Origin of the sequence: Nocardia sp. NPDC051030 (assembly GCF_040683015.1) — a bacterium.
Taxonomy (GTDB): domain Bacteria; phylum Actinomycetota; class Actinomycetes; order Mycobacteriales; family Mycobacteriaceae; genus Nocardia.
This window is the reverse complement of record NZ_JBFBCD010000006.1, coordinates 1-23,345: the sequence shown is the minus strand read 5'-3', so window position 1 is coordinate 23,345 and position 23,345 is coordinate 1. Positions and strand designations below refer to the sequence as shown.

General features: G+C 66.0%; 22 protein-coding genes. 12 read left to right on the top strand and 10 right to left on the bottom strand.

What is annotated here, in order from left to right:
* Positions 1 to 106: 106 nt before the first annotated feature.
* The 3 genes from AB0N05_RS21070 to AB0N05_RS21060 all read right to left on the bottom strand — a co-directional run bounded on the left by AB0N05_RS21070 (position 107) and on the right by AB0N05_RS21060 (position 2,560).
* Positions 107 to 1,282, bottom strand: a complete 1,176-nt coding sequence (locus AB0N05_RS21070; protein ID WP_364696670.1) for an MFS transporter — start codon at positions 1,280 to 1,282, stop codon at positions 107 to 109.
* The gene (locus tag AB0N05_RS21065) at positions 1,279 to 1,503 is read right to left on the bottom strand and encodes a phosphatase PAP2 family protein (RefSeq protein ID WP_364696667.1); all 225 of its coding nucleotides are present in this window, start codon (positions 1,501 to 1,503) and stop codon (positions 1,279 to 1,281) included. Before AB0N05_RS21065 ends, AB0N05_RS21070 begins: the two co-directional genes overlap by 4 nt.
* 94 nt (positions 1,504 to 1,597) lie before the next feature.
* Positions 1,598 to 2,560 (bottom strand): NADP-dependent oxidoreductase, encoded by a 963-nt coding sequence (locus AB0N05_RS21060; RefSeq protein WP_364696664.1) that lies wholly within the window; start codon positions 2,558 to 2,560, stop codon positions 1,598 to 1,600.
* 91 nt (positions 2,561 to 2,651) lie between these two features.
* Between AB0N05_RS21060 and AB0N05_RS21055 the strand changes: the two genes are divergently transcribed.
* Positions 2,652 to 3,632: an AraC family transcriptional regulator gene (locus AB0N05_RS21055; RefSeq protein ID WP_364696661.1), complete on the top strand. Its 981-nt coding sequence runs from the start codon at positions 2,652 to 2,654 to the stop codon at positions 3,630 to 3,632.
* Positions 3,633 to 3,711: 79 nt separating this feature from the next.
* On the opposite strand, the gene AB0N05_RS21050 is transcribed toward AB0N05_RS21055, so the two are convergent.
* Positions 3,712 to 4,314: a hypothetical protein gene (locus tag AB0N05_RS21050; RefSeq protein ID WP_364696658.1), complete on the bottom strand. Its 603-nt coding sequence runs from the start codon at positions 4,312 to 4,314 to the stop codon at positions 3,712 to 3,714.
* A gap of 231 nt (positions 4,315 to 4,545) precedes the next feature.
* Between AB0N05_RS21050 and AB0N05_RS21045 the strand changes: the two genes are divergently transcribed.
* The 6 genes from AB0N05_RS21045 to AB0N05_RS21020 all read left to right on the top strand — a co-directional run bounded on the left by AB0N05_RS21045 (position 4,546) and on the right by AB0N05_RS21020 (position 13,589).
* Positions 4,546 to 5,310, top strand: a complete 765-nt coding sequence (locus tag AB0N05_RS21045) for a helix-turn-helix domain-containing protein (RefSeq protein ID WP_364696655.1) — start codon at positions 4,546 to 4,548, stop codon at positions 5,308 to 5,310.
* Between the two features lie 36 nt (positions 5,311 to 5,346).
* Positions 5,347 to 5,925, top strand: coding sequence for an NAD(P)-binding domain-containing protein (locus tag AB0N05_RS21040; RefSeq protein ID WP_364696652.1), 579 nt, complete (start codon positions 5,347 to 5,349; stop codon positions 5,923 to 5,925).
* Between the two features lie 104 nt (positions 5,926 to 6,029).
* Entirely contained in the window at positions 6,030 to 8,987 is a 2,958-nt protein-coding gene (locus AB0N05_RS21035) for a BTAD domain-containing putative transcriptional regulator (RefSeq protein WP_364696649.1), read from the top strand.
* A 198-nt stretch (positions 8,988 to 9,185) separates the two neighbouring features.
* Positions 9,186 to 10,613, top strand: a complete 1,428-nt coding sequence (locus tag AB0N05_RS21030; protein WP_364696646.1) for an MFS transporter — start codon at positions 9,186 to 9,188, stop codon at positions 10,611 to 10,613.
* Between the two features lie 467 nt (positions 10,614 to 11,080).
* A complete protein-coding gene (locus AB0N05_RS21025) occupies positions 11,081 to 11,446 on the top strand; it encodes a MerR family transcriptional regulator (RefSeq protein WP_364696643.1) in 366 nt (121 codons plus the stop codon).
* 229 nt (positions 11,447 to 11,675) lie between these two features.
* Positions 11,676 to 13,589 carry a peptidase M61 gene (locus AB0N05_RS21020; RefSeq protein WP_364697881.1) on the top strand — a complete coding sequence of 638 codons (1,914 nt, stop codon included), beginning with the start codon at positions 11,676 to 11,678 and terminating at the stop codon, positions 13,587 to 13,589.
* 448 nt (positions 13,590 to 14,037) lie between these two features.
* Here AB0N05_RS21020 and AB0N05_RS21015 read toward each other — a convergent pair whose 3' ends face one another.
* On the bottom strand, positions 14,038 to 15,651 hold the full coding sequence (locus AB0N05_RS21015) for an FAD-binding oxidoreductase (RefSeq protein ID WP_364697879.1): 1,614 nt from the start codon (positions 15,649 to 15,651) through the stop codon (positions 14,038 to 14,040).
* Between the two features lie 164 nt (positions 15,652 to 15,815).
* Here AB0N05_RS21015 and AB0N05_RS21010 point away from each other — a divergent pair, with 164 nt between their 5' ends.
* Positions 15,816 to 16,457, top strand: a complete 642-nt coding sequence (locus tag AB0N05_RS21010) for a hypothetical protein (RefSeq protein WP_364696640.1) — start codon at positions 15,816 to 15,818, stop codon at positions 16,455 to 16,457.
* Positions 16,458 to 16,470: 13 nt separating this feature from the next.
* Here the strand turns inward: AB0N05_RS21010 and AB0N05_RS21005 are convergent, their stop codons facing one another.
* From AB0N05_RS21005 to AB0N05_RS20995, 3 genes are all read right to left on the bottom strand, one after another.
* Entirely contained in the window at positions 16,471 to 16,917 is a 447-nt protein-coding gene (locus AB0N05_RS21005; protein WP_364696637.1) for a hypothetical protein, read from the bottom strand.
* A 160-nt stretch (positions 16,918 to 17,077) separates the two neighbouring features.
* Positions 17,078 to 17,677 (bottom strand): hypothetical protein, encoded by a 600-nt coding sequence (locus AB0N05_RS21000; protein WP_364696634.1) that lies wholly within the window; start codon positions 17,675 to 17,677, stop codon positions 17,078 to 17,080.
* Between the two features lie 55 nt (positions 17,678 to 17,732).
* Positions 17,733 to 18,833, bottom strand: a complete 1,101-nt coding sequence (locus AB0N05_RS20995) for an FAD-dependent monooxygenase (RefSeq protein WP_364696631.1) — start codon at positions 18,831 to 18,833, stop codon at positions 17,733 to 17,735.
* Positions 18,834 to 18,960: 127 nt separating this feature from the next.
* Here AB0N05_RS20995 and AB0N05_RS20990 point away from each other — a divergent pair, with 127 nt between their 5' ends.
* The 4 genes from AB0N05_RS20990 (at position 18,961) to AB0N05_RS20975 (ending at position 22,310) form a co-directional block, all read left to right on the top strand.
* Entirely contained in the window at positions 18,961 to 19,512 is a 552-nt protein-coding gene (locus AB0N05_RS20990; RefSeq protein WP_364696628.1) for a TetR family transcriptional regulator, read from the top strand.
* A gap of 172 nt (positions 19,513 to 19,684) precedes the next feature.
* The gene (locus AB0N05_RS20985) at positions 19,685 to 20,662 is read left to right on the top strand and encodes a zinc-binding dehydrogenase (protein WP_364696625.1); all 978 of its coding nucleotides are present in this window, start codon (positions 19,685 to 19,687) and stop codon (positions 20,660 to 20,662) included.
* A gap of 53 nt (positions 20,663 to 20,715) precedes the next feature.
* A complete protein-coding gene (locus AB0N05_RS20980; RefSeq protein WP_364696622.1) occupies positions 20,716 to 21,621 on the top strand; it encodes a dienelactone hydrolase family protein in 906 nt (301 codons plus the stop codon).
* Between the two features lie 116 nt (positions 21,622 to 21,737).
* Positions 21,738 to 22,310, top strand: a complete 573-nt coding sequence (locus AB0N05_RS20975; RefSeq protein ID WP_364696619.1) for a hypothetical protein — start codon at positions 21,738 to 21,740, stop codon at positions 22,308 to 22,310.
* A gap of 59 nt (positions 22,311 to 22,369) precedes the next feature.
* Here the strand turns inward: AB0N05_RS20975 and AB0N05_RS20970 are convergent, their stop codons facing one another.
* Both AB0N05_RS20970 and AB0N05_RS20965 read right to left on the bottom strand, forming a co-directional pair.
* Positions 22,370 to 23,011: a disulfide bond formation protein B gene (locus AB0N05_RS20970; protein ID WP_364696616.1), complete on the bottom strand. Its 642-nt coding sequence runs from the start codon at positions 23,009 to 23,011 to the stop codon at positions 22,370 to 22,372.
* A 23-nt stretch (positions 23,012 to 23,034) separates the two neighbouring features.
* Positions 23,035 to 23,196: a hypothetical protein gene (locus AB0N05_RS20965; protein WP_364696613.1), complete on the bottom strand. Its 162-nt coding sequence runs from the start codon at positions 23,194 to 23,196 to the stop codon at positions 23,035 to 23,037.
* Between the last annotated feature and the right edge of the window lie 149 nt (positions 23,197 to 23,345).

The window sequence follows — 23,345 nt, the reverse complement described above, 5'->3', positions numbered from 1 at the left end:
CAGCGGACACGATCACGCACCGAACGACTCGACCACACCCGAGCACCCCGAGCACCATCACCGCTGAAACAAGACCGCTGGCTGAGATTGCTTGGCGCACTGTGACTTACTTGCCGCGCGTGGTCCCGGCGCCGATGAGTGTCGCGATCACGACCAGTGCCACAGCGAGACCGGCCAACCCGAACGCCAGACTGCTCGCGACAGCCACGGCTCCGACCAGGAGTGGGCCTCCGGCATCGCCCAGTTCCCGGCCGACCTCGGCCGCACCCATCGTCTGCCCCATCCGTTCGGGCGGAGTCGAGGCGGCCAAGTGAGCGAAGCCGATCGGGGTGATCACTCCGGCTCCGGCGCCGATTGCCAACGCGGCGACCACGATTCCGGCGATACCCGGTATCGCAGCGGCACCGGCCATGCCCAGGGCCGCGAGGACCAGCCCGGCGACCATCGCGGCGCGATCCCGGATCCGCCCGGCGTCGCGGGCGCGGCCCACGTACGGCTGCACGAGCGTGGTCGTCGCCGCCAGCAACGACACCAAGGCTCCGGTGGCCAACGGACCGAGCCCGCGCCCGGCACCGACCACGGGCAGGAATCCGACACCGACCGCCAGAGCCGCGGTCGCACCGGCGAGCGCGGCCGTCGGACGCAGAAACCTTCCGGCAGTGAGGCGGCGAGCCAAATCGAGTACGGTCTGGCGGGTGCGCGACAGCGGCGCGACGGCGGGCACCGCCAGCGCGGCCCACCCTGCGACGAGCAGAGCCAGCACACAGAGGGTCGCGAACAGCAGGGTGTAGCCGCCGAGGGTGATGAGAATGCCGCCGAGTACAGGCCCGAGGGTGTAGCCCAAGCCTTTCCACGCCCCATAGCTGCCGAAGGCGCGCCCGTGCCGAGTCTTCGGCGCGAGCCGGGCGACCAGAGCACCCGCGGCCGGAGAGAACGCCGCCGCCGCGGCACCTTGCCCCAGCCGGGCGACCCCGACCAGCGCCGGATCACCGGCGAGCACGAACGCAGCCGAGGCGAAAGCGAAGGCCACCAACCCGCCGAGCAGGACCGGGCGGGGCCCGATACGGTCGGCCAACGACCCGAAGACGGGCTTGAGGAGCACCTCCACACCGTCGTAGACCGCCAGCAGCAAGCCGAGAGTGAGCAGCGAGGCATGCTCACCGGCGGTGTAGCCGCCGAGACTCGCGGCGATACTGTGCGCGCCGAACGCCGTGACGAATCCGGCCGCATACAAAGGAAATACGCGGCTCGGCACCGCAGTCGCGGCCTGCTCGGTAGTCATAACTGCGCGCTGGTTGCGGGAGTGGCGGTGAGCAGCGGTCGCAGCGGGGTGCGTTGGGTTCGGTCCAGCAGCCAGACCAGCAGCCGGCGCGCGGCCAGGTATCCGAGCCCGGTAACCGCAATGCCGAGCAACAGCCCACCGAGCACATCCTGCGGGTAGTGCGCGGCGATGTAGATCCGGGAGAAGGCCATCAGCGCCGCCAGGACCGCGATCAGTCCCATTCGGGCACGAATTCCATGTCCTTGAAGGTCCACCGGAGTTACGGTAGCCGGGTTCGCCGCCCGGCCCTGCACAACGCCGTCGAGGGAAATTTGCTCAGGGGCGGAGTGTGATCTTGCCGCGGATTCGGCCGTTCTCACTGCGGTGATGAACTTCGGCCAATTCGGTCAGGGGTAGCGATTCGGCGATGTCGATGTGCAGTTCACCCGCGTCGACCAAGGCGACGATCCGAGCCAATTGCGCCGCGTCGTTGCGGGTTACGAAATGGACGGCCGTCGCTGCGGGAATGGGCGTCGCGATCGAAACCAGTGCGCCGCCGGGCCGGACCAGCGTGGCCAGTACAGCAGCCGCGTCCGAATCGATTGCGGCGAGATTGATTACCGCATCCACTCCGGCCGGTAGCGGGTCGCGGGTGTAGTCGATGATCTGGTCCGCACCGACGGCACGGATTGCCGCCGCGCTGCGCGCACTGGCGGTGGCGAGCACGACCGCGCCGGCGCGCTTGGCCAACTGGACGGCGAAGCCGCCCACGCCACCGCCTGCGCCATTGATCAGAACCCGCTGTCCCGGGACAACTTTCGCGTGTTCGAAGACCGCCTGCCATGCGGAAAGCGCGGCGACCGGAATCGCGGCGCTGGTTTCGAGCGGCAGTTCCGCGGGGGCAACGGCCAGCAGCTCGGTGTCGGCGACCACGTACTCGGCGGCGGCCCCACCGGCATCCAGTCGGCCGATCACTCGATCCCCCGGCACGAATTCGGTAACCCCCGAACCGATCTCGACCACGGTTCCCGCCACGTCCCAGCCGAGCGTGTACGGCAGCGTCAGCGGCATGAACGCCTGCAACGCACCTGAGCGCAGGGCCGTTTCGGAGGGATTGAAGGAAGTCGCGGCGACCCGGATCAGGACCGCGCCGGGACCAGGCAGCGGCACCGGCACCACGTCGAATCGAATGTTCTCGGGACCGCCGTATTCGTGAATACGGGCGGCACGCATGGTGGTCCTGGTCGCCGTGTCGATCTCGGTAGCAACCGTCGCTGCGGTGATTTGACGTGCTGACATCGTTTTCCCTCTCGTTTGACCTTGGTATGACCATATTTGCCGAGGGTAAGACGATCAATGCGTGAAAATCTTCGATTTATACTTGATCGTCTTGATCTATGCTGCTGTGGTGGATTTCCTCAGTGATGTGATCGCGAGCATGCGAACCGGGCGAGCGAGTTCGGCGCGGGTCGAATGGCGTGCCCCCTGGGGGCAGCGGTTTCCCGCCATGGACGGTGCCGCCGGTTTCCAGGTGATTCTGCGCGGTACGTGCAGACTTGTTCCGCCACAGGGTGATCCGATAACCCTCGGAGTCGGCGATGTGGTGTTCTTCCCGCACGGCGACAGCTACGGACTTGCCGATGAGCTGTCCACACCGTTGGCCGAACCCCGGTGCGATCCGGTGGAGAACACCGAACTGTTCGTTTCCGATTTCATCGGAACCGACGGGGCTGCCACGGTAACCCTTTGTGGCGGTTATCAACTCGATCCGACCAGCAAGCATCCGCTACTGCGGGATCTTCCCACCGTCATCCATCTGCCCGCCGAGCTCGGTAAGCATCCTGAATTGCGTTCTGCCATAGAGCTATTGGGCGCGGAGGTGGGCACTCCCCGACTCGGCGCGGACATCATCGTGCGGGCACTGCTCGATATGCTGCTGCTGTACCTGCTGCGCGCCTGGTTCGAGGACCAGCCCGCCGGTGCGGAAGTAACCGGATGGGCTGCGGCACTGGCTGATCCGGCCATCGCCGCCGCCCTACAGGCAATTCACGCGGATCCAGGTCGGACGTGGACGGTGCAAACACTCGCGGATGTGGCCGGACAGTCCCGAGCCGCGTTCGCACGCCGCTTCCAGACCATGACCGGGCGTCCGCCACTGACCTACCTCACCTGGTGGCGGCTCGCCACTGCCGGTCGGCTGCTGCGCGAATCCGATGCACCACTCAACGAGATCGCTCGCCAGGTCGGGTACACCTCGGAGTTCGCCTTTGCCACCGCGTTCAAACGCGAATACGGCACCGCGCCAGGCAGATACCGCCATGCCGACCGTCCGGTCAGCGAACCCGGGAAGGCCGCCGCAGGTAGGAGCTGATCGCACCGGATGGTGAGCTCGCCGTCGTGGCTGTAGGCCAGCAGTCGAGTGCCGGGAAGTCGCCGCGATGGGTAGCGGATCAGGGCAGGACCCAGCCGATGAGCGCGCCGATCGCGGCTCCGATCACCCCACCCGGGATCGCCCCGAAGGGGAAGAGGAACGGTAGACCGACCAGGATTCCGATGCCGAGACCGATGAGCGCGCCGACTCCGGCGTTGTATTGGTGCCGGTTGAGGTCGGCGGCGGCGTCGGCGAAGTTGATCGGCAGGTCCGCACGCTGCGCGGGGCTCAGGGTGGGCATTGCGACCGGGCTCAGGGTGAGACTGCGTCCGGCTTGCTCGATGCCGGGTGCGAGCAGGTACTTCACCCCTGCGACCTGGATCGCCATGGGTAGCGTGTCGACGATCTCACCGTTCCGGTCGAAGAGGGTGACCGACCGCACATCGGGGCTCAGTTCGAAACGGCCGGAATCGATTTCGGTGACCACACCGCTGCCATCGGCGTTCGGGACGGTCGCGATCGATACCCCGTGATCCTGGGTGCGGAGCGCGGTGTCCGCCGGAGCACTGATCGGAGCATCTGCTCGCCAGAATTGCGTCGGCTGCGCCTGCGCGGTGCCCGAGACGACACCGACGGCGGTCGCGGTCATCACCGCGGCCACTGCGAGGTTCTTGACCTTCATGACGCTCTCCTTTGCTTCCAAGCCCCTTCGGGGGTGTGGCGATGTAGCTGAACGTTTGTCCAGCTTGCTCGGCGAGGGTGGCCGGGAGATATGCCCAAGTGGCGCGAATTCGCGCCTCGCCACGCGCCGACCGCGCCCCGCCGGCACCCTGGTCCACAGCTGAGGAAGTAGGCTGACCTGGCACTTCTGCTCCACGCACGGCTGTCGGCAGTCTTCAGCGAAGGTGGCACTGTGAACGAGGAACCCGATCCACTCGCGGACCCGGACGGACTTCGGCTCGGTGATCCGGCACTGCTGGAGATCGTCATCAGCCGCACCCGGTCCGTCGCCGATCGCGCCCGCGCGCTACGTCTGCTCGGCGTATTGCCGACGACGCCGATGACCATGGTCGCGGTGGCCGGACCGGCGGAGTCGGGTCCAGCCATGGCCAAGCAGTTGGGTACGGGCGGGGCGTGGACCCGGCATGCGTCGCTCGGATCGGTGCACGCGATCGCCAGTGCGGCACCGGTTGGCCGGGAACTTCAGGGCGCGAAGGGAATTCGGATCGGAGTGGGGACCGTGTTAGCGGCATCCGACGCTCCGGACTCGTGGGAGCAGGCACTGATAGCGCTGCGTTTCGCCGCTCCGTCCGGCGCGACTCGGTCCGAGGTCATCCGGGATTCGATATTCCACTACGCCGATCTCGGCGCGAACACCGTGCTCGCCCGGCACCTGCGCAGTGCCGACCTGGCCGGTCTCGCCGACGTCGAAGCCCTCGACCTGATCGCCGCCAGCCGAAACGGCGATGAAACCCTCGAAGCCTTAAGGGTTTTCGTGTGGGCGGGCTCATTGCGCAACGCCGCCCGGGAGCTACATATGCACCACCGGTCGGTCGCCACCCGCATTGCCGCCGCCGAGACGATGCTCGGATTCCGGCTCGCCGATCCGTACGGAGTCATCAGGCTCGGCGTGGCCCTGATCCTGCGCCGCCTTCGCGACAACGACCTCATTTCCTGACACCGCCCCCTTGAGATACAGAGAAAGCGAGTGATCATGCGCGTGGGATTCATCGGTTCCGGCCGCATCGGCGGCAATCTGGCACGGCTGCTGGTGGCCGGCGGTCACGATGTCGTACTCAGTGCCAATCATCCGGACGGGCCCAAGCGGCTGGCCCTCGAGCTGGGTCAGCGTGCCGCCGCCATGAGCCCGCTCGACGCCATCGCCGCGTCCGATGTGGTGGTGATCGCGGTGTGGTGGGAGGGTTTCCCGGATATCGCCCGCGACTACGGTGCGGCGCTCGCGGGCAAGATCGTCATCGACCCCAGTAACCCCCTCAGCGAACGGGACGGGAAGATCGTGCCGCTGGCTATCCCCGATGGCCTGACCAGCCCGCAATACCAGCTGCGCCGACTGGGTGGCGACGTCCGACTGGTGCGCACCTTCGGCGACCGCCTCGCCCCCGACCTGCTCGCTGACGGTCAGCGCGGTCAGAACGGTGGCGAGCGCTCGGAAATGCGGTACTGGAGCGACGACCCGAGCGCCGCCGAGATCGTGAGGCCCCTCATCCGCGACGCCGGATTCACCCCGATCGACGGCGGCGCACTGGCCGACTCCACGAACGCGGGGGAATGAGCCGCTTGTCGTACACGGGTCGCCGCAACTCGTGCGATGTGTCTTGCCCGTAGAGTCGCAGCTTCGCATCATCGGAGCAGGCGGTACCGGAAGGACGAACCGTGGTGGCTGATCTTCGGTTCGGGGTACTGGGTCGATTGCAGGTGTGGCGAGACGGTGTGGAGTTGGACGCCGGGCCGCGGCAACAGCGCGCATTGCTGGCGGCATTGCTGTTGCGGCCCGGCAAACTGGTGCCGGTCGGAGACCTGATCGACGGGGTGTGGGGCCAGCAGCCCTCGGAAAGCGCTGTCCGGATCGTTCGCAACTACGTTTCGCAGCTGCGCCGACTGCTGGAGCCCGATCGAGCGCCACGCGTCGAATCGCAGGTACTGGTCTACGCGAGCGGGGGTTACAGCCTGCGAGTCCCACCGACCGCGGTCGATATCGGAGTGGTCGAGGAGTTGGCCGCAGCCGCGGACGAGGCTCGCGGATCGGGTGACCGCGACACCGCGGCCACATTGCTGTCCGAGGCGCTGGGACATTGGCGCGGCGATCCGCTCGCGGGACTTCCCGGCCCGTATGCGCAGACTCAGCGTGCCAAGCTGGTCGAGCGCCGGCTGGGGTTGATCGAGTCTCGGATCGAGGTCGACCTCGAACTCGGGCGGCATACCGCCGCGGTCAACGAACTGCCCGAGCTGATCGCCGAACATCCGCTGCGGGAGCGGATGCGAGGTTTGCTGATGTTGGCGCTGTACAGGTCCGGCCGGCAAGCGGATGCCCTGTCGGTGTATGACCAGGTGCGGCATTCACTCGCTGAGGAATTGGGCATCGACCCCGGCGCCTACCTGCAGCGGGTCCGGCAGCAGATCCTCATCAGCGACCCCGCCCTGTCGCCACCGAATGCCGAGGTCGCGACCAGTCTGCCGAAACCCGCGCAACTGCCCGCCGCGGTAGGCGACTTCACCGGTCGTGAAGCCCTCGTCGAGGAACTGTGCGCAACGCTGCGCGCGGAAGATTCACCGGCACTGGCGGTTTCGGCTGTCGCGGGCATGGGTGGCATCGGGAAGACCACACTGGCGGTGCATGTCAGCCATCGGGTGCGCGATCGGTTCCCCGATGGGCAGTTCTATGTGAACCTGCGGGGAGCGGGTGAGGACCCTGCGGATCCAGGGCTGGCGCTGGCTGCTTTCCTGCGGGCGATGGGCCTGCCGGAGATCGCCATTCCCGATGGGCTGGAGGAACTTTCAGCGCTGTATCGGTCGACACTCGCCGACCGCAGGGTGCTGGTCCTGCTGGACAATGCCCGCGATGCCGCCCAGATCGAGCCGCTGCTGCCGGGCAGTAGCGGATGCGGCGTGCTGATCACCAGCCGATCCCGGCTCGCCACGCTGCCGGGCGTACGCCTGGTCGACCTCGATGTGCTCGAGTCGAGCGAGGCGGTGGCCATGCTCGCCCGCATTGCGGGCCCGGAACGAATCGTCACCGATCCGACTGCCGCCGCCGAACTGGTGACGGCTTGCGGGCGGCTGCCTTTGGCTCTCCGAATCGTGGCTTCCCGCCTGGCGTCTCGCCGATCGTGGACCCTGCGATCGATGGTCGACAGGCTGGCTGACGAAACCCACCGCCTGAGCGAGTTGCGGATCGGCGACTTGGCCGTGGACAGCAGTTTCGCACTCGGCTATGCACAGCTGGACATTCACCAAGCCAGGGCGTTCCTGCTGCTCGCCCTGCCCGACAACCCGGATTTCTCCCTGCACGGAGCTGCCGCGATCCTGGGCTCGGGCTTACGTGAGACGGAGAACCTCGTCGAATCGCTGGTCGATGCCGGCATGCTCGAGGCAACCGGTCCCGGCAGATATCGATACCACGACCTGCTCCGCCTGTTCGCCCGCGAACAGACTCTGTCCACCGAGAACATCGCCGAGCGGAATGCGGCGATCATCCGGTTGCTGCAGTACTACCTGGTGAATGCGCGCGACGCGTACGGGCTGATCTGGCCCGGACACCCGTTGGCGAGCGATATGACGAATCAGATGAGTGAGCTGCTGTTCGACGTCGGAGGGATCGGCCCGGCCACAAACCTGCCGCTGTACATCACCGATCTGCTGACCGCGCAGATGTGGGTCGTCAGGGAGTTCCCCGGCTGCTTCGGGCTGGCCATCCAGATCAGCCGAGACCCGGCCGTCCCCATCCTCCCGGCGGCGGTGCTGATGCTCGGGATAGCCCGCTCTCACGATGAGGGTGTGCTCTGGTCCGGGTTCGAATCGGTCCGGGCCGCCGCGCACACGCTACTCGGTGTCGCCGAGCAACGCGGAGATCGGCGCGCTGAAGCTATCGCCGCATTCACCCTCGGACGGACGGCCCAGCGCAATGGCAGCCTCGACGAGGCGCAACGATACGCCGAACAAGCCGAACTAGCCTGCCGCCGAACAGAACTCGAGTCCGGCGGCACCTACGATCCGACCCGGCTCATCGTCTCCGGAATGATCCAGCGGCTCTTCGGCGCGATCGCCGCGGGTCGCGCGGACTACGACACCGCACTGGCCTGCTATCTGGATTTGCTTGCGGCACATCGACGTGACAGCAGCCCGTCCTGCGAAGTCGAGACTCTGATCGACATCGCCCAGGTCCACATCGACCGCGGCGAGTCCCGTGCGGCAGTGGCGATGTGCGAGCAGGCCCGGGCGCTGGCCGCCGAGATCGGTTGCCGCCGAGGCGAAGCGATCGCCCTGGGCGTCTCGGCACTCGCCCACGAGAATCTCGGCGAGCATGACGCGGCCATCGGTTGCTACCAGGACAGCTTCGATCTGCACGGCCCCGACCCGCTGCGACAGAAGCAGGCGGCGTTTCTGCTGGTCCGGATCGCGGTGGCACACCTGTCGGCGGGCCGCGCACACCAGGCCGCCGATGCTGGACTTCAGGCAGTGCACCGCAGCCGTGAAGTCGGCTCGGAACTGGCAGAAGCCGAATCGCTGACCGTGCTGGCCACGGTTCGGGCGACACTGGGCCTGACCGGAGAGGCCGAGCATCTCGTTCGCCGGGCCGACGACATTCTGCGCCGCCTCGGACTGTCCCCCAACTGATCCGACGGCAGCACGTCGGCGGTCGCGACCGCCGCCCAACTCATCGTATGAACGAACGTTGATCGGCATTCCTCAGTCTGAACGTCGGCGTCACCGATACGCCGACTTCGAACCGTACTTGGAGGCATGCATGATCCCGCCCTTCTCCCAGGAGAGCATCGCCGCGTCTCTGCGGCGGCCAACCGCGACGGCAGCCCGGTGACCACGACGGAAGCCCGCACGACCGGCAGCAGGGTGCTGGTGGTGTTGTGCATGGCGATGTTCATGGCCTCCGTCGAGATGACGATCGTGAACGTCGCGCTCCCGACCGTGCAGCGGGAGCTGAATTTCAGCGGTGCCGGGCTGGCCTGGGTGGTCGATGCCTACTCGTTGACCTACGGCAGTCTGCTGTTGCTCGGCGGGCGCGCCGCGGACCTGTTCGGACGCCGACGGCTGTTCGTGGCCGGGTTCGTGATCATCGCCATCGGCTCGCTGATCGGCGGCATGGCCGATACCCCGGGATGGCTGCTGGCAGGCCGCTGCCTACAGGGAGTGGGTGCCGCGGCGGCCACCCCTTCATCACTGTCGTTGATCACCAACACTTTTCCGGCCGGCCCGGCGCGCCAGCGGGCGATGGCGATCTACGCGAGCATGTCGGGGATCGGAGCGGCCGGCGGCATGGTGGCCGGCGGTCTGTTGACCCAACTGGCCTCCTGGCGCTGGGTGCTGTTGATCAATGTGCCGCTGTGCGTGGGGATTGTGCTGGCGGCGTTGGTCACGCTTCCCGAATCTCGTGGCGCTCGCCGACGGCTCGACGTGCCTGGCGCAGTGATCGGGACCGCGGCGTTGTCATGCCTGGTCTACGGAGCGATCCACGCGGGCAGCGCAGGCTGGGACAACAGACTCAGCGTAAGCATGCTCGCGGCGGCGATCGTGCTGTTCGTGCTGTTCGCGACGATCGAAGCCACCACGGCGGTGCCCATGCTCCCGCTCCGGCTGCTCCGCGATCGGGTACGCACGGGAGCCCTCGTCACGGCCGCGCTGACCTACGCGTGCCTGTTTCCGGTGTTCTTCTTCGGAACTCGCTATGCGCAGGACATATTCGGCTACAGCCCGATGCGCACCGGGTTGTCATTCCTGCCGATGACCGTGGCCATTGTGGTAAGCGCGGGCCTGGTCAAGGCGAAGTCCGGAAAGGTCGGCCCGCGCGTATTCACCACGGCGGGTGCGATTCTGGCCGCGCTCGGCGCGTTCTGGCTGTCCCGGCTCGGGGTTTCCAGCTCGTACGCGACGGGTCTGCTGCCCGGGTTGCTCGCCCTGGGTGGCGGTATCGGCGTGATGTTGTCTGCCAATACCTTGCTCGTGGTCGGCAATGTGGCCGAGGAAGACACCGGGATCGCGTCGGGGATGTCGGCCTCGGCCCTGCAAACCGGAGGCACGCTCGGCCTCGCCGCCATCGCCTCGATCGGTTCGACCGTCACCGCGGACTCGATCACGTCATGGACGGCCACACACCCCACCGAACCGCCCACCGAAGCACTACATCAGGCGCTGGCTTCCGGCTCGAGTGCGGCGCTGCTGGTTGCCTCGGCGCTGGCCGTGCTGGCGGCCGCGGTGACCCTGGTTACCACCCCTCGCCGACCTTGATCGACCGGTGAGTGAGCTGGGAGCGGGCGGGCGCACGGGAGGCACGGGCGCCGCGAAAAAAATCTGTAGTGATGGCTCTAGACATTCCGTGCGCCAGTGTGTAATTTGACTGTCGTTCGAGAGAGAAGTTGAGTGGCTGGGCAGGTGAACTGCCTGGCATGCAATACACCCGTCCCCTCCGGCGCAGACGAGAAGCCGGCTGGACCCCCCGCAGCCCGGACCGCCGCCGGAGGGGACGGGGCACAGCAAGGACCAAGACCATGACAGGCAGAACCCGACACCCGCGGAGGTGGTGGCCACTGAGTAGTCCCAAACCTGTTCCACATCCCGACTCATCGTGGGTGCGGTGTATGCCATCGGCCCTCAGGGGCCGGTGAACAGTTTGTTCCTTTCGTATACGTAGATCCCAGGCCCCGGCGCACCCGCGCCGGGGCCTCCCGTCGTTTCAAAAACCCTTGAGAGGTGTTGTGCAGCAACCAGATACGACTCCCCCCGGCAATGTCGGCGGGGCGGACAGACTCGATGACGAGGATTTCCCCGCCTACAGCATGGGTCGCGCGGCGGAGATCCTCGACGTCACCCAGGCATTCCTGCGCACCCTCGACGCCGCACACCTGCTGACCCCGCAACGCTCGGCGGGCGGACACCGCCGCTACTCGCGCTACCAACTGCGGATCGCCGCGCGCGTGCGTGAGCTGGTCGATGCCGGAAATTCCCTCGAAGGGGCGTGCCGGATCGTGATCCTCGAGGATCAGCTCACCGAAGCCCAGGCCCTCAACACCACCCTGCAAAGCGCCTTGGACGAGCACGGATCACAGGACTCGCGGCCCTGAGCGCGACTCGATCGCTTACCGCCCGGCAGATCTCAGCTACGCCGACAGGTATGACGCAGCCCACACTTGCTCTCCGCGCAGTGCGATACCAACTCTCGTACTATCAAAAGTTAGTTCAGACAACTAATGGATGCTCGCCGACCCGAACAAACTATTTGAAGCGTTGACGCCGGAGGAGGGGATGGGGCGGGGGCGGGCATTGCGTCTATTTCGTCCACGAGATCGGGGAGTGCCGTTGACCAAGATTCGTATTTATGGCGCTGTTGGCGTCGTCGTTCTCATTTTGGTGGCGGGCTCGCTTTACTTCGGCTTGCGCAACACGTCTGATGAAGCTCCGGCGAATCAGAAAGCGATCTCGGTGGCGGTCGACGTGACCAATCTGCCGCAACGCGTGATTCAGGTGAAAGAGACGATCCCCGTTCAGCCGGGCGAGGTGGATTTACTTTTTCCGCAGTGGCTGCCGGGCAGCCACTCTGCGTCCGGTCCGATCGACAAGATCGCGGGCATCACCTTCACCAGCGCAGGGAACAAGCTGGAGTGGAAGCGTGACCCGCTGAATGTGTATTCGTTCAAGGTGTCCGTGCCCGACGGCGTGGAATCAATTGACGCGAGCTTCCAGTTCCTCACCCCCACAGATTCCGCTCAGGGGCGCGTGGTGATGACGCCGAATATGCTGAATTTACAGTGGAATGCCGTGGTCCTCTATCCAGCTGGCACTCCCGCCAGTGAGATTCCCTTCATCGCGAGCGTTACCTACCCACCAGGATTCGAGGCCGGAACCGCGCTGGATGTCGCCGGAAAGAACGGCGACACCGTGAATTACAAGCCCGTTCCATTGGACATCCTCATCGACTCGCCCGTGTATGCGGGGCGCTATCACAAGGAGTTCGACCTGGCTCCTGGCGCGAAAACCCCTGTGCGGCTGCAAGCATTCGCCGACGCACCGGAGCAGCTCGAGGCCAAGCCCGAGCACATCGAGTTGCACAGGGCTCTGGTGCGACAGGCCGTGGGACTGTACGGCTCACAACACTACGACCACTACGACTTCCTGCTGTCGTTGTCGGATCAGCTCAGCTCCAACGGGTTGGAACACCAACGATCCAGCGAGAACGGCCAACCCACGGACTATTTCACCGGGTGGGACCCCGCGGTTGGCAGCGACGATCTGCTCGGGCACGAGTACACCCATTCCTGGAATGGCAAGTTTCGACGCCCGGCAGATCTGTGGACACCCAACTTCAACGTCCCGATGCAAGACAGCTTGTTGTGGGTCTACGAGGGACAGACGCAGTATTGGGGCAATGTGCTCACCGGCCGGTCCGGCTTGGAACCTGCGGAAGTCTCCCGTGATGCGTTGGCTTCGGTAGTCGCTGTGTACACCGATAACCGGCCCGGACTCGCCTGGCGCGGCCTGCGGGACACCACGAACGATCCCATCATCGCTCAGCGGCGCACGAAGCCGTATCGGTCGTGGCAGCTCAGCGAGGATTACTACCAGGGCGGGCAACTGGTGTGGCTGGGGGTGGACGCGCGTATCCGCGAACTGTCGGGGAACACGAAGTCACTCGATGATTTCGCTCGCGCGTTCTTCGGTGTCGACGATGGCAAGTGGGTGTCGCAGCACACCTACGACTTCGACGACGTCGTCTCGACACTGAATGGCGTGGTCTCCGACGACTGGGGGAAGTACCTGCGCGATCGCCTCGACGGAAAGGAATCGTTCGCCGCGAGTGTCGAGAAGACGGGGTGGAAGTTGGTCTACGACAACAACCCGGGTGCCTTACTCACGGCTCAGCGGAAAAAGGCCGAGGGCGCCGTCAACTACACCTACTCGATCGGTCTCAACGTGTCCGGTGCGGGCAAGGTCACCGACGTGCGATGGGACGGACCCGCATTCAAGGCAAAGGTCGGCTCCGGGATGACGGTGGTTTCGGTCAACGACGCCCCCTATTCCCAAGCCACGATGGAAGCCGCGATCGAGGCGGCCAAGACGGACCCCGCACCGATCCGATTGCAGGTGAAAGACTTCGATCAGACACGGACCATTGAACTGAACTATCACGATGGCCTCCGTTACCCGCATCTGCAGCGCATCGACGGCACCCCGGACTACCTCACCCAGATCCTGACCGCGCGGAACTAGCGCCGCGGTCAGGGCTACGCGTAGTCATATCCGATTGCCGCACAACACCTCTCGAGGGTTTTGAAACGAAGGGAGGCCCCGGCGCGGGTGCGCCGGGGCCTGGGATCTACGTATACGAAAGGGTCGAACTGTTCACCGGCCCCCCTAGGCCGATGGCGTACACCGCATCCGAGACGTCTCGGGTCGCGGAACAGGCTTTCGACTACTCAGTGGCCACCTCCATACGTATCGGTCTGCTTGCGAATGTCTTGCCGTGTTACGCCCCGCCCCTCCGGCGACGGTCCAGCAGCCAGAGGGCCAGCCGGATTCTCGCCTGCTCCGGAGGGGACGGGGAGTACTGCATACCAGGCAGCTCACCTGCCCAGTCACTCGATCTCTCATATGAACGACAGTGAAATTACACAACCACTTGCCGAATGTCTAGAGTTTTCACTACAGATTTTTTCGGTCAGGCGGGCTTTGTGGGGAGGAGGACTCCGGGGTTGAGGATTCCGGCGGGGTCCAGGGCCTGTTTGGCGGCGTGCAGGGCGGTGGCGAAGGGGGCGGGGCGTTGGCGGTCGTACCAGGGGCGGTGGTCTCGGCCTACGGCGTGGTGGTGGGTGATTGTGCCGCCGGAGCTCGAGATGGCTTCCGAGACTGCGGTTTTGATTTCATCCCATTGGGCCACGGTGCTGCCCCAGCGGCCGGGGGCGTAAATGCCGTAGTAGGGGGCGGGGCCGTCGGGGTAGACGTGGGTGAATCGGCAGGTGATCAGGCCGCCGCCGCAGATTTCGGCCAGGGCGGACTGGGCCGCGGACGTGATATTTGCGTGCAGGGTCTCGAATTTATCCCAGGTGCAGGCGGTTTCGAAGGTTTCTACGATCATGGCGCGGCGGGCCAGGGCATCCCGCTGGTAGGGCATGCGCAGGAAGGATGAGCGCCAGTTCGTTGAGGCGTCGGGGTCGGACTGTTGTCTGTCGCGGCGGGCCGCGGTGGTGCCGCCGTGGTCCGCCGCGATTTCCAGGGCTCGGTCCAGCCAGGAGTCGACGGGGTGGTCGGCGGATTCGAAGGCCAGCACGAGGACGCCGCCGGGGGCGGTCGATCCGGCATTGAGGAAGGCTTCGGCGGGGTCCAGCAGTCGGCAGTTGGCGGGGTACAGACCGGATTGCGCGATGGCGCGGGTTGCCTCCACCGCACGCCGGTAGTCCTGGAAGGCGACGGTGGCGGTGACTTGCCAGCGCGGGCGATCCTGCAGTCGCATCCACGCCTCGGTGATAATCCCCAGCGTCCCTTCGGATCCCAGGAACAGCCGATCCGGCGAGGGCCCCGCCCCCGACCCGGGTAGTCGCCGGGACTCGCTGACACCGACCGGCGTCACCACCCGCATCGATTCGGTCAGGTCATCGATATGCGTGTACAGCGTGGCGAAATGCCCGCCCGCGCGAGTCGCCAGCCATCCGCCGAGCGTGGAGAACGCGAACGACTGCGGGAAGTGCCGCAGTGAAAGCCCATGCCCGCGAAGCTGATTCTCCAGATCCGGCCCGAACACCCCGGCTTGAATCCGCGCCGCGCGACTGGTCCGGTCGATCTCCAGCACTCGATCCAGCTTCGACATGTCGATCGTGACGGCGGGCCCGTCCAGCCGCGGTTCGATCCCGCCGACTACCGAACTCCCGCCGCCGAACGCGATCGCGGCAATGGATTCCCTTGTGCACCAATCGAGTACGTCGATCACATCCTGTTCGGTGCGCGGCCGCACGATCAGATCGGGCACATGTTCCAACCGGCCGTGCAGATTTCGCACCACATCCCGGAATGCCTTCCCATGCGCATGCGACGCCCGATCGACCGGATCGCTCGAGCACAGCCCGGCCAGCGATTCCGGCGGCGTCACCCGGGCAGCCGGTATCGGCAATGACGCCGGATCCGGCGGCTCGTGATCGGTGAGGTCATGCCCCGGCAGCAAGCCCGAGACCCGTGCCGCGAGCGCCTCGGATTCCTGTTGTGAGAGCGCCTCGTTCGTCGCACCCCACCCCCACCACGACCGCGACGACGTGCGTTCCGGACTCGATGTCATCGGCATCTCTCGCATCTCAGGCACCGTATCAGCGGGCGTGTCAGCGCCACGTCAGTCCACTGTCAGCGGGGTTGGCGAAAGTAGTCCTCGTTGAACAGCACCGGCCAGGTCGAAGACCCCGCCACGCAGCTCACGGACCAGCCGTTTTCACTCGCACAAGGAGTAATGCCATGACCGTTTTCCAGACCCCCGCCGCCATCACCGTCGACGCCGAGGTCCTCTCCGGCACCCTCACCGTGATCGCCTCCGACCGCAACGACACCGTCGTCGACATCCGCCCCTCGGACGCCTCCAAGAAGGCCGACGTGCGTGCCGCCGAGCAGATCAAGGTCGATTTCACCGACGGCGTCCTGACCGTCAACACCCCGAAGAACTGGCGCAACCACTCCCCCTTCAGCGGCACCCCGACCGTCGAGGTGCGCATCGAGGTCCCCACCGGCTCCGCACTCAAGGCCGTCGGCGGTGTCGGCCACCTGCTGGGCCTCGGCGCACTCGGCGTGGTCGACATGGAGATCGCCTCCGGCGACATCATCGTCGAACGCCCCCTCGGTTCGGTCACCGCCAAGGCCGCCCAGGGCGACATCCGCATCGTCGAAGCCGCCCGCGGGGTTATGCAGCTGGAGACCTCGGTCGGCGAGCTGGAGGTCGGCATCCGCCCGGGCAGCGCGGTCCGCGTGGAAACCAACACCCCGCACGGCTCGGTCCACAACCAACTGTCCTCGGTCGCCCCCTCCGAGACCGGCGACTCCGTGCAGGTCTTCGCCCGTAATTCCTTCGGCAACATCATCATCGGACACGCCGCCGCCGTCTAACGCGGTGCGCGCCTCACCACCAACTGGTCAAAATGCTGCGACCCCGCTCGTAGTTCTCCAAGAAGTTCTTCCGGATGTTCGCGGTCGTATCGAAGTAGTCAGGATCCGCGAATTCCTCGAGCATCCGGAAGTCTTCCTCCCGCACGTAGTGCCCCAGATTGCGGAAGTGGTCATAGAACCCGGATGCCATCCCCTTGCGCTGGTACCCGGCGTCGACAATGTGGATCACCGGGATGATGACCGGCTCGTAATACGAGAGGTTGATCGAGTCGTAAGCGCCAGGGCCCGTGACGAAGTCGATGACCGACTTGCGCCGCTCGCAATGCCCCATCCCCAGCTGCTGTTCCAAGCCCCGAAGCCGCGTGGCATCGGTCTCCGGCGTACCCACCAGGTAGGTGTGGCCCGATTTATCACCGCGATGGGCCGATTCCGCGAAGGCCCGCGTCTGTTCGTCCTTCAAAGAACACGACGGAATGCACCATCCGAGTGCTGGGGATATCCCGTACATACCGCTCGAACCCATATTCCGACAGCGCCTCGGGGGGCATACTCCCCACGCCGATATAACTGTCGCCATCCATGGCGGCTTTCTGGTGATGGATGTCCAGGCCCATGGTCGGCTACCGTTCCGAACTCGGTGAACGCTGCGATTGCAGGTAGGCAATGCCGCGCGGGGACAGGCGATATCCGACATCGAGGCTGTGAGTGAGCCCAAGGTTTTTGAGTTTGCGAACGTCGACCTTGAAACGATCCGTCTCACGCCTGAGCCGGGCGGCCAGGTCGGGAGCACGGGTGGCCGGAAACTGGTTGATGAGACGGAGAGTTTGTAAGGTCCAGGGACCCAGCGGACTCGAGGCGTCCATTCGCCCCAACTTGCCGGTGATGATCGCGATGTCCTGGTCGGTTAGTTGATCGGAGGCGGCCAGCTCCTCGCGTGGGTCGGCATCTTCGGCCAGGTGGATGCGAAGTAGATAGATCGGGGCGTCGGCGTCCCCGCGTAGATCCGCTAATACCGCAGCCACGGATTTGTATCCGGCGGCCCGCGCATCGAGGGACCGAATCCGCCGCGGCGTGACAATCTCCATGCCATCCACGACGATTCGCCCAGCCCCGGTTCGGTACGTCTGCCCGGGTGTGGCCTGGGTTTTGCGCCAGCGCCTGAACAGGACGGTCACCGACCCGTCTTGGATCCCTGCCCACCGTTGCTTCTCGATCAGCATCGAACCCCCAACCAGGTGCGATTCAGGCGGTCATCAGCCATTCAAGCATCCCTGCTCAGACTTCCCAATCGAGGATCGGGGCGAGGGCTTTGAATTGGGCTGAGGAGGGGGCCAGGCGCATGAGGGTGTTGCGGGCGAGGACGGCCAGGGGGGAGGAGAGTTGGCCTACTGCGCCGATTGCTCGGGAACGTTTGACGATCATTTGGGTGCGGGGTCTGCGGAGGGTGTCGTAGCGGGAGAGGTCCGCGTCCTTGGCGGCGACTCGGGACAGGACTACCGCGTCTTCGAGTGCTTGGCAGGCGCCCTGGCCGAGGTTGGGGGTCATGGCGTGGGCGGCGTCGCCGATCAGCGCGATACGGCCTGCGACAAAGGTTTTCAGGTCGGGGAGGTCGTAGAGGTCGTGCTTCAGGAGGGCTGATTCGTCGGCCGCGGCCAGGAGGGCGGGGATCGGGTCATGCCAGGTGCCGAAGCGGGAACGCAGTTCGGACAGGCCGCCGCCCGGGGTTCCGGCGGGCATATTGGCCACGGCGAAGCAGTAGACCCGGCCGTCCGCGAGCTTGGCGTAGCCGAAACGCTCTCCGCTGCCCCAGGTTTCGCCCATATCGCCGATCGGCTCGGTGGGGGTGATCACTACTCGCCATGCGGTGTATCCGCTGTAGCGGGGTTCGATCTCGCCGACGACCGCGCGCCGCACCACGCTGCGAATGCCGTCCGCGCCTACGATCACGTCGCCGGTGGAGGTTCCGGCCGAGTGCACGACGGTTCCGTCGGACCGCACCTCGGATACCGAAATGCCGGTGCGCAGTGTGGATTTCGGTACGGCCGCACGCAGGATGTCCAGCAGGTCGGCCCGGTGCATCATGATCGGGCTGCCGTAGCGGACGCGGACGGCCTCCACATCGGAGCGGGAGAGCCAGCGGCCCTTGCTGTCCCGGATTCCGGCCAGCCCCTCCTCCGCTGCCCGGGCCCGGACCTCGTCCCCGAGGCCCAGTTCATCCAGTGCCCGAAGCGCATTGGGCCAGATCGACAATCCCGCCCCGACCTCGGCGATCCGTGCCGATCGTTCCAGGACTTCGACCTCCCAGCCCTGCCGGATGAATGCGATGGCCGTTGCCAGTCCACCGATGCCGCCGCCGACTATGACCGCCTTGGACATGTCGTGATCCCTTCATTCCCCTCCGGTTCGAGAGTGAACCGGCCGCCTTGCTGACATCAAGCTACTACAGCCGTAGTGTCGAATACTACGGCTGTAGTGCAAGTCACTACTGATGTAGTATCCGGCCATGCCCACCAAGCGTGAACAGGTCTTGGATGCCGCGATCGAGCTACTCGGTTCGCGCGGTTCACGCGCCCTGACCCACCGCGCGGTCGACGAGATCTCGGGCGTGCCCTCCGGTACGACCTCGAATTACTTCCGCACGCGGGACGCACTGCTCTCCGGAATAGCCGAACGCTTGGAGGCGCGCGACCACGCGGACTGGGAAGCAATGAACCGCGCGCCCGCACCCGCCACCCTCGATCAACTCATCGACGGCATGGCCCAGTTCGCCACCCATGCCACCACCACCGATCGCGCCCGCACCCTCGCCAGGTACGCGCTGTTCCTGGAGGCACAAACCGTGCCCGCGGTCCAGGAAACCGTCCGCCGCGGCCACGAACGCCTGACCGAATGGGCCGCCACCCTGCTGCGCGACGTCGCCCCCGGCACAGACGTGGCGAAACCGCTGGTCGACTACTTGGACGGCGTCATCCTGCACCAACTGGCCAGCCCCGCAAAACAATTCGACCCCCACATCGGCCTGGAGCAGATCGTGGGCGGTCTACTCGGCCGGTGAAACCCCGCTAGGGCTCGGAAATTTCGCGATAGCGCAGTGCAAGAGTAGTTCCCCACCGCCGCAACGCATTAGAACGCGCTGAACGCTCGAACTGAGAATGCTGTTCCGACTGCTTCACAGCGCGCCTGGTTATCATTCGGACGTCATCACGAATGCGAATGGAGTGTGGCGCATGCGCGCGATTCAGATCGGCGAATTCGGTGGTCCCGAGGTTCTGCGGCTGGTGGAGGTCGAGGCGCCCGAACCGGGGCCGGGTGAGGTGAGTGTTGACGTCCAGTACGTCGGGATCAATTTCGCTGATCTGCAAGCACGTTCGGTGGGGTACCGGGTGCCTTCGCTGCCCTTCGTTCCAGGACTGGAGCTTTCGGGCGTGGTGCGGGCGGTCGGCGAGGGGGTCGAGGGGCTGACGGTGGGGCAGCCGGTGGCGGCGATCACGCAGGGCGGCGCGTACGCGGATGTCGCGGTGGTCTCGGCGGCTACGGTGTTCGCGATTCCCGAGGGGGTCGATATGCGGACCGCCGCAACGCTTCCCACGGTGCTGCCGACCGCGTATGCGCTGGTGCATACGGTCGGCAGGCTGCAAGGCGGTGAGAGCGTGCTGGTGCAGGCGGCGGCGGGCGGTGTGGGCACCGTGGTGGGGCAGGTGGCCAAGCTGGCGGGCGCGGGTGCGGTCTACGGGGTGGTGTCGAGTGAGTCCAAGGCGGAGTTCGCGCGCAAGGTCGGCTACGACGATGCCTTCCTGACCGCGACCTTCGAGGAGGATGTCCGGCGTGCCACCGGTGGGCGCGGCGTGGATCTGGTGCTGGATCCGGTGGGTGGGGAAACCCTGCGGCGCGGGCTGGAATCGCTGGCGATCTTCGGGCGGATGGTGTCCTACGGCAATGCGAGCGGTGAGGCGCCCTGGCAGATCGGCCAGCCCGAGCTGTACCCGCGCGGGCGCTCGATCGCCGGTTTCTCCATTCTCGGCCTGGCGGCCGGAGCGCCCGAGGTGCTGCATGAGATCGCCGCGGCCGCATTCGGTTTGGTGACGACGGGCCGGGTGGATCTGCCGATCACCGCCGAGTTCGCGCTGACCGAGGTCGCCGAGGCGCACCGATTGATGGAGAGCCGCACCTCGACCGGCAAATTGGTGCTCGCGGTCAATCCCTGACCGTCCTGCTTTTCTTCAGCCCGGCGTAACCCCGGCGGCCTACGCTCTCACTCATGACGCCACTGCAACGCTATATCGCAGAGGAAATCGCCACTGATCACGCCGAAGGGCTACTCAGCCGCCGCGAGGCCATGCGGCGGCTGGGGATGCTGGGCTTGGCGGCACCGGCGGCGGTCGCGCTGCTGGCCGCCTGTTCGGACAAGGCGACGCCGCCCGCCGCCACGAGTGCGGTCACCACGTCGCCGGGTTCCGGGGCCCCGCCCGGAACCAGCACCGCGGTGACACCGGCCGCGATCACCTTCGCCGGGCCGGACGGGCGCACCTTGCAGGCGGCCTGGGCGGAGGCGGCGCAGCCGCGCGGCGGGGTACTGGTCATTCACGAAAATAAGGGCCTGACCGATCACATTCGTTCCGTGACAGGGCGTTTCGCGGGAGTCGGGTATTCGGCGCTGGCGGTCGATCTGCTGTCGGAGGAGGGCGGGACCGCCACCTTCACCGATCCGGCCGCCGCCACGGCGGCGCTCGGCACGATCTCGCAGGACCGGTTCGTGGCCGATCTGCGGGCGGGACTGGGCGAATTGCAGAAACGGGTACCGGGTAAGAAGCTGGGAGCCACCGGATTCTGCTTCGGCGGCGGGCTGACCTGGCTGCTACTCACCTCCGGGGTATCCGAATTGGCCGCTGCCACACCCTTTTACGGACCGTTCCCGGACGGCGGTGAGGTCACCGGGGCCAAGGCGGCGGTGCTGGCGGTGTACGGGGCGCTCGATGCGCGCGTCGACGCGTCGCGCCCGGCCGCCGAGGCGGCGCTGACCAAGGCGGGCCTGCCGCATGAGACCTTCGTCGCCGAGAATGCCGATCACGCGTTCTTCAATGACACCGGCCCGCGCTATCAGCCGACCGCGGCCGCCGATGCCTGGAAGCGGGTAACCGACTGGTACGGAAAGTATCTCGGCTGACCTCCAGCCGATCGTTGTGTCGGCTCGGATACACAATGGACGTCGCCGGGTGAACAGAACATTCGGCCCGGAAACCGAACAATTGCCTCAACCACAAAATCAGTGAGGGGCATTCCATGACCGTCCGTATCTCCGCCATCAAACCCTTGATCCGTGCCGCCGCCGTCGCGGTCGCCGCGGCCGGAGTGCTGACCCTGTCCACCGCACCGGCTTTCGCCGACCCGACGCCGACCGGCGCACCCACCTCGGTCTCGCAGGCGCAGCTCGAGCGGCAGCAGGGCTGGCTGAAGATCTACAAGGGCACCGCACCCACGAATGCCGATTCGGTGCAGCTGAAGGTGGTCACCGATGGGACGATCGGGCAGCACGTGGTCGATAAGGACGGCCGCTCGCTCTACCGGTTCGACAAGGACACCGCCAAGCCGTCGGTCTCGAACTGCAGTGGTGACTGCGCCACCACCTGGTCGCCGATGCTGGTCAACCGCGGCCAGTCCCTCTATGTGGACGGCATCGATCCGGTCCTGACCGGATTCATCGAGCGCGCCGACGGCACCTGCCAGCTCACCGTGGGCGGCTGGCCGGTCTACTACTTCTCGAAGGACAAGAAGGCGGGTGACCTGCTGGGCCAGGGCGTCGGCGGCACCTGGTTCGCCGTCGCACCCAATGGCGGCAAGGCGCTCGCGAAATAGTGGCCTGAATGGCAGTCGACCCCCGTACCGCAGTCGGTACGGGGGTCGAACGCGTTCAGTTACCAGCCGAGATCGGTGAGGAACTGGTAGCTGGTGGGATCACCGCTCATCTTCCAGTGCAGGCCCTGCAGCAGGAAGCAGGCGACCAGATTGGTGGCGACGAAGGTCATCAGAATGGCCGGGGTGATCTTGGCGGCGCGGCTCAGAGCGGCGGAAGTCCTTGCCACGGTGCCGGGTTCACTCACCGCGGTGAGGAACAGGGCGATGGCCGAGGCGAGGATCGCCAGGACGAAGGTGATGAAGGCCCAGGTGTAGAGGTGCAACCCGAACAGTGCGCCCGCATAGCCGGGGTCCGGGGGCACGATGTGCATGAGCACCTGCGAGGCCGAGATGGCCGAACCGAGCACGGCGGCCAGGATGGCCCAGCCGAAGCCGGAGGCGAACTCCTGGGTGGTCACCACTCCGGTACGCGACCTGACAATGATCCAGGCGGGTCCGATCGCGCTGAGCAGGAAGAACATTCGCTGCAGCAGGCACATGGGGCAGGGGTATTCGCCCAGGCCGAACTGGAAGAAGTAGGCACCGGCCAGAGTGCCGCACATGCCGAGCACGTAGAGGTGAGCGAACCATAGCCCGAGCTTGTGGGAAATGCCTGTGCCAGCGAGCTTCTCGACGGCGGGGGCGGTAAGTGTGGTGGTCATCGGATTCTCCTTTACCGCGCGCATCAGAGGGCGATGCCGAAGGGACGGCCGACCACATGGGGCAGGAACGCCAGCACCGCGAGGGCCAGGGTCATCGAGCAGAGCGACATCGAGTACCGGCGTGGCCAATCGCGAACCACCGCCAGCACACAGAGCAGAATCAGTGCGAATAGCAGGGTGTACATGGTGTCCTGATTTCAAGAGGGGATTTTTTGTATAACCCCACTCTCCATCGCAGGTCACGGACCCGGTAGCCACCCTGGACCGATGCACTCATAGAACCGGGCTATGGCCGGGTGGACGCCAAACGCCGTCGGCTCCCGCACTGTGCGGG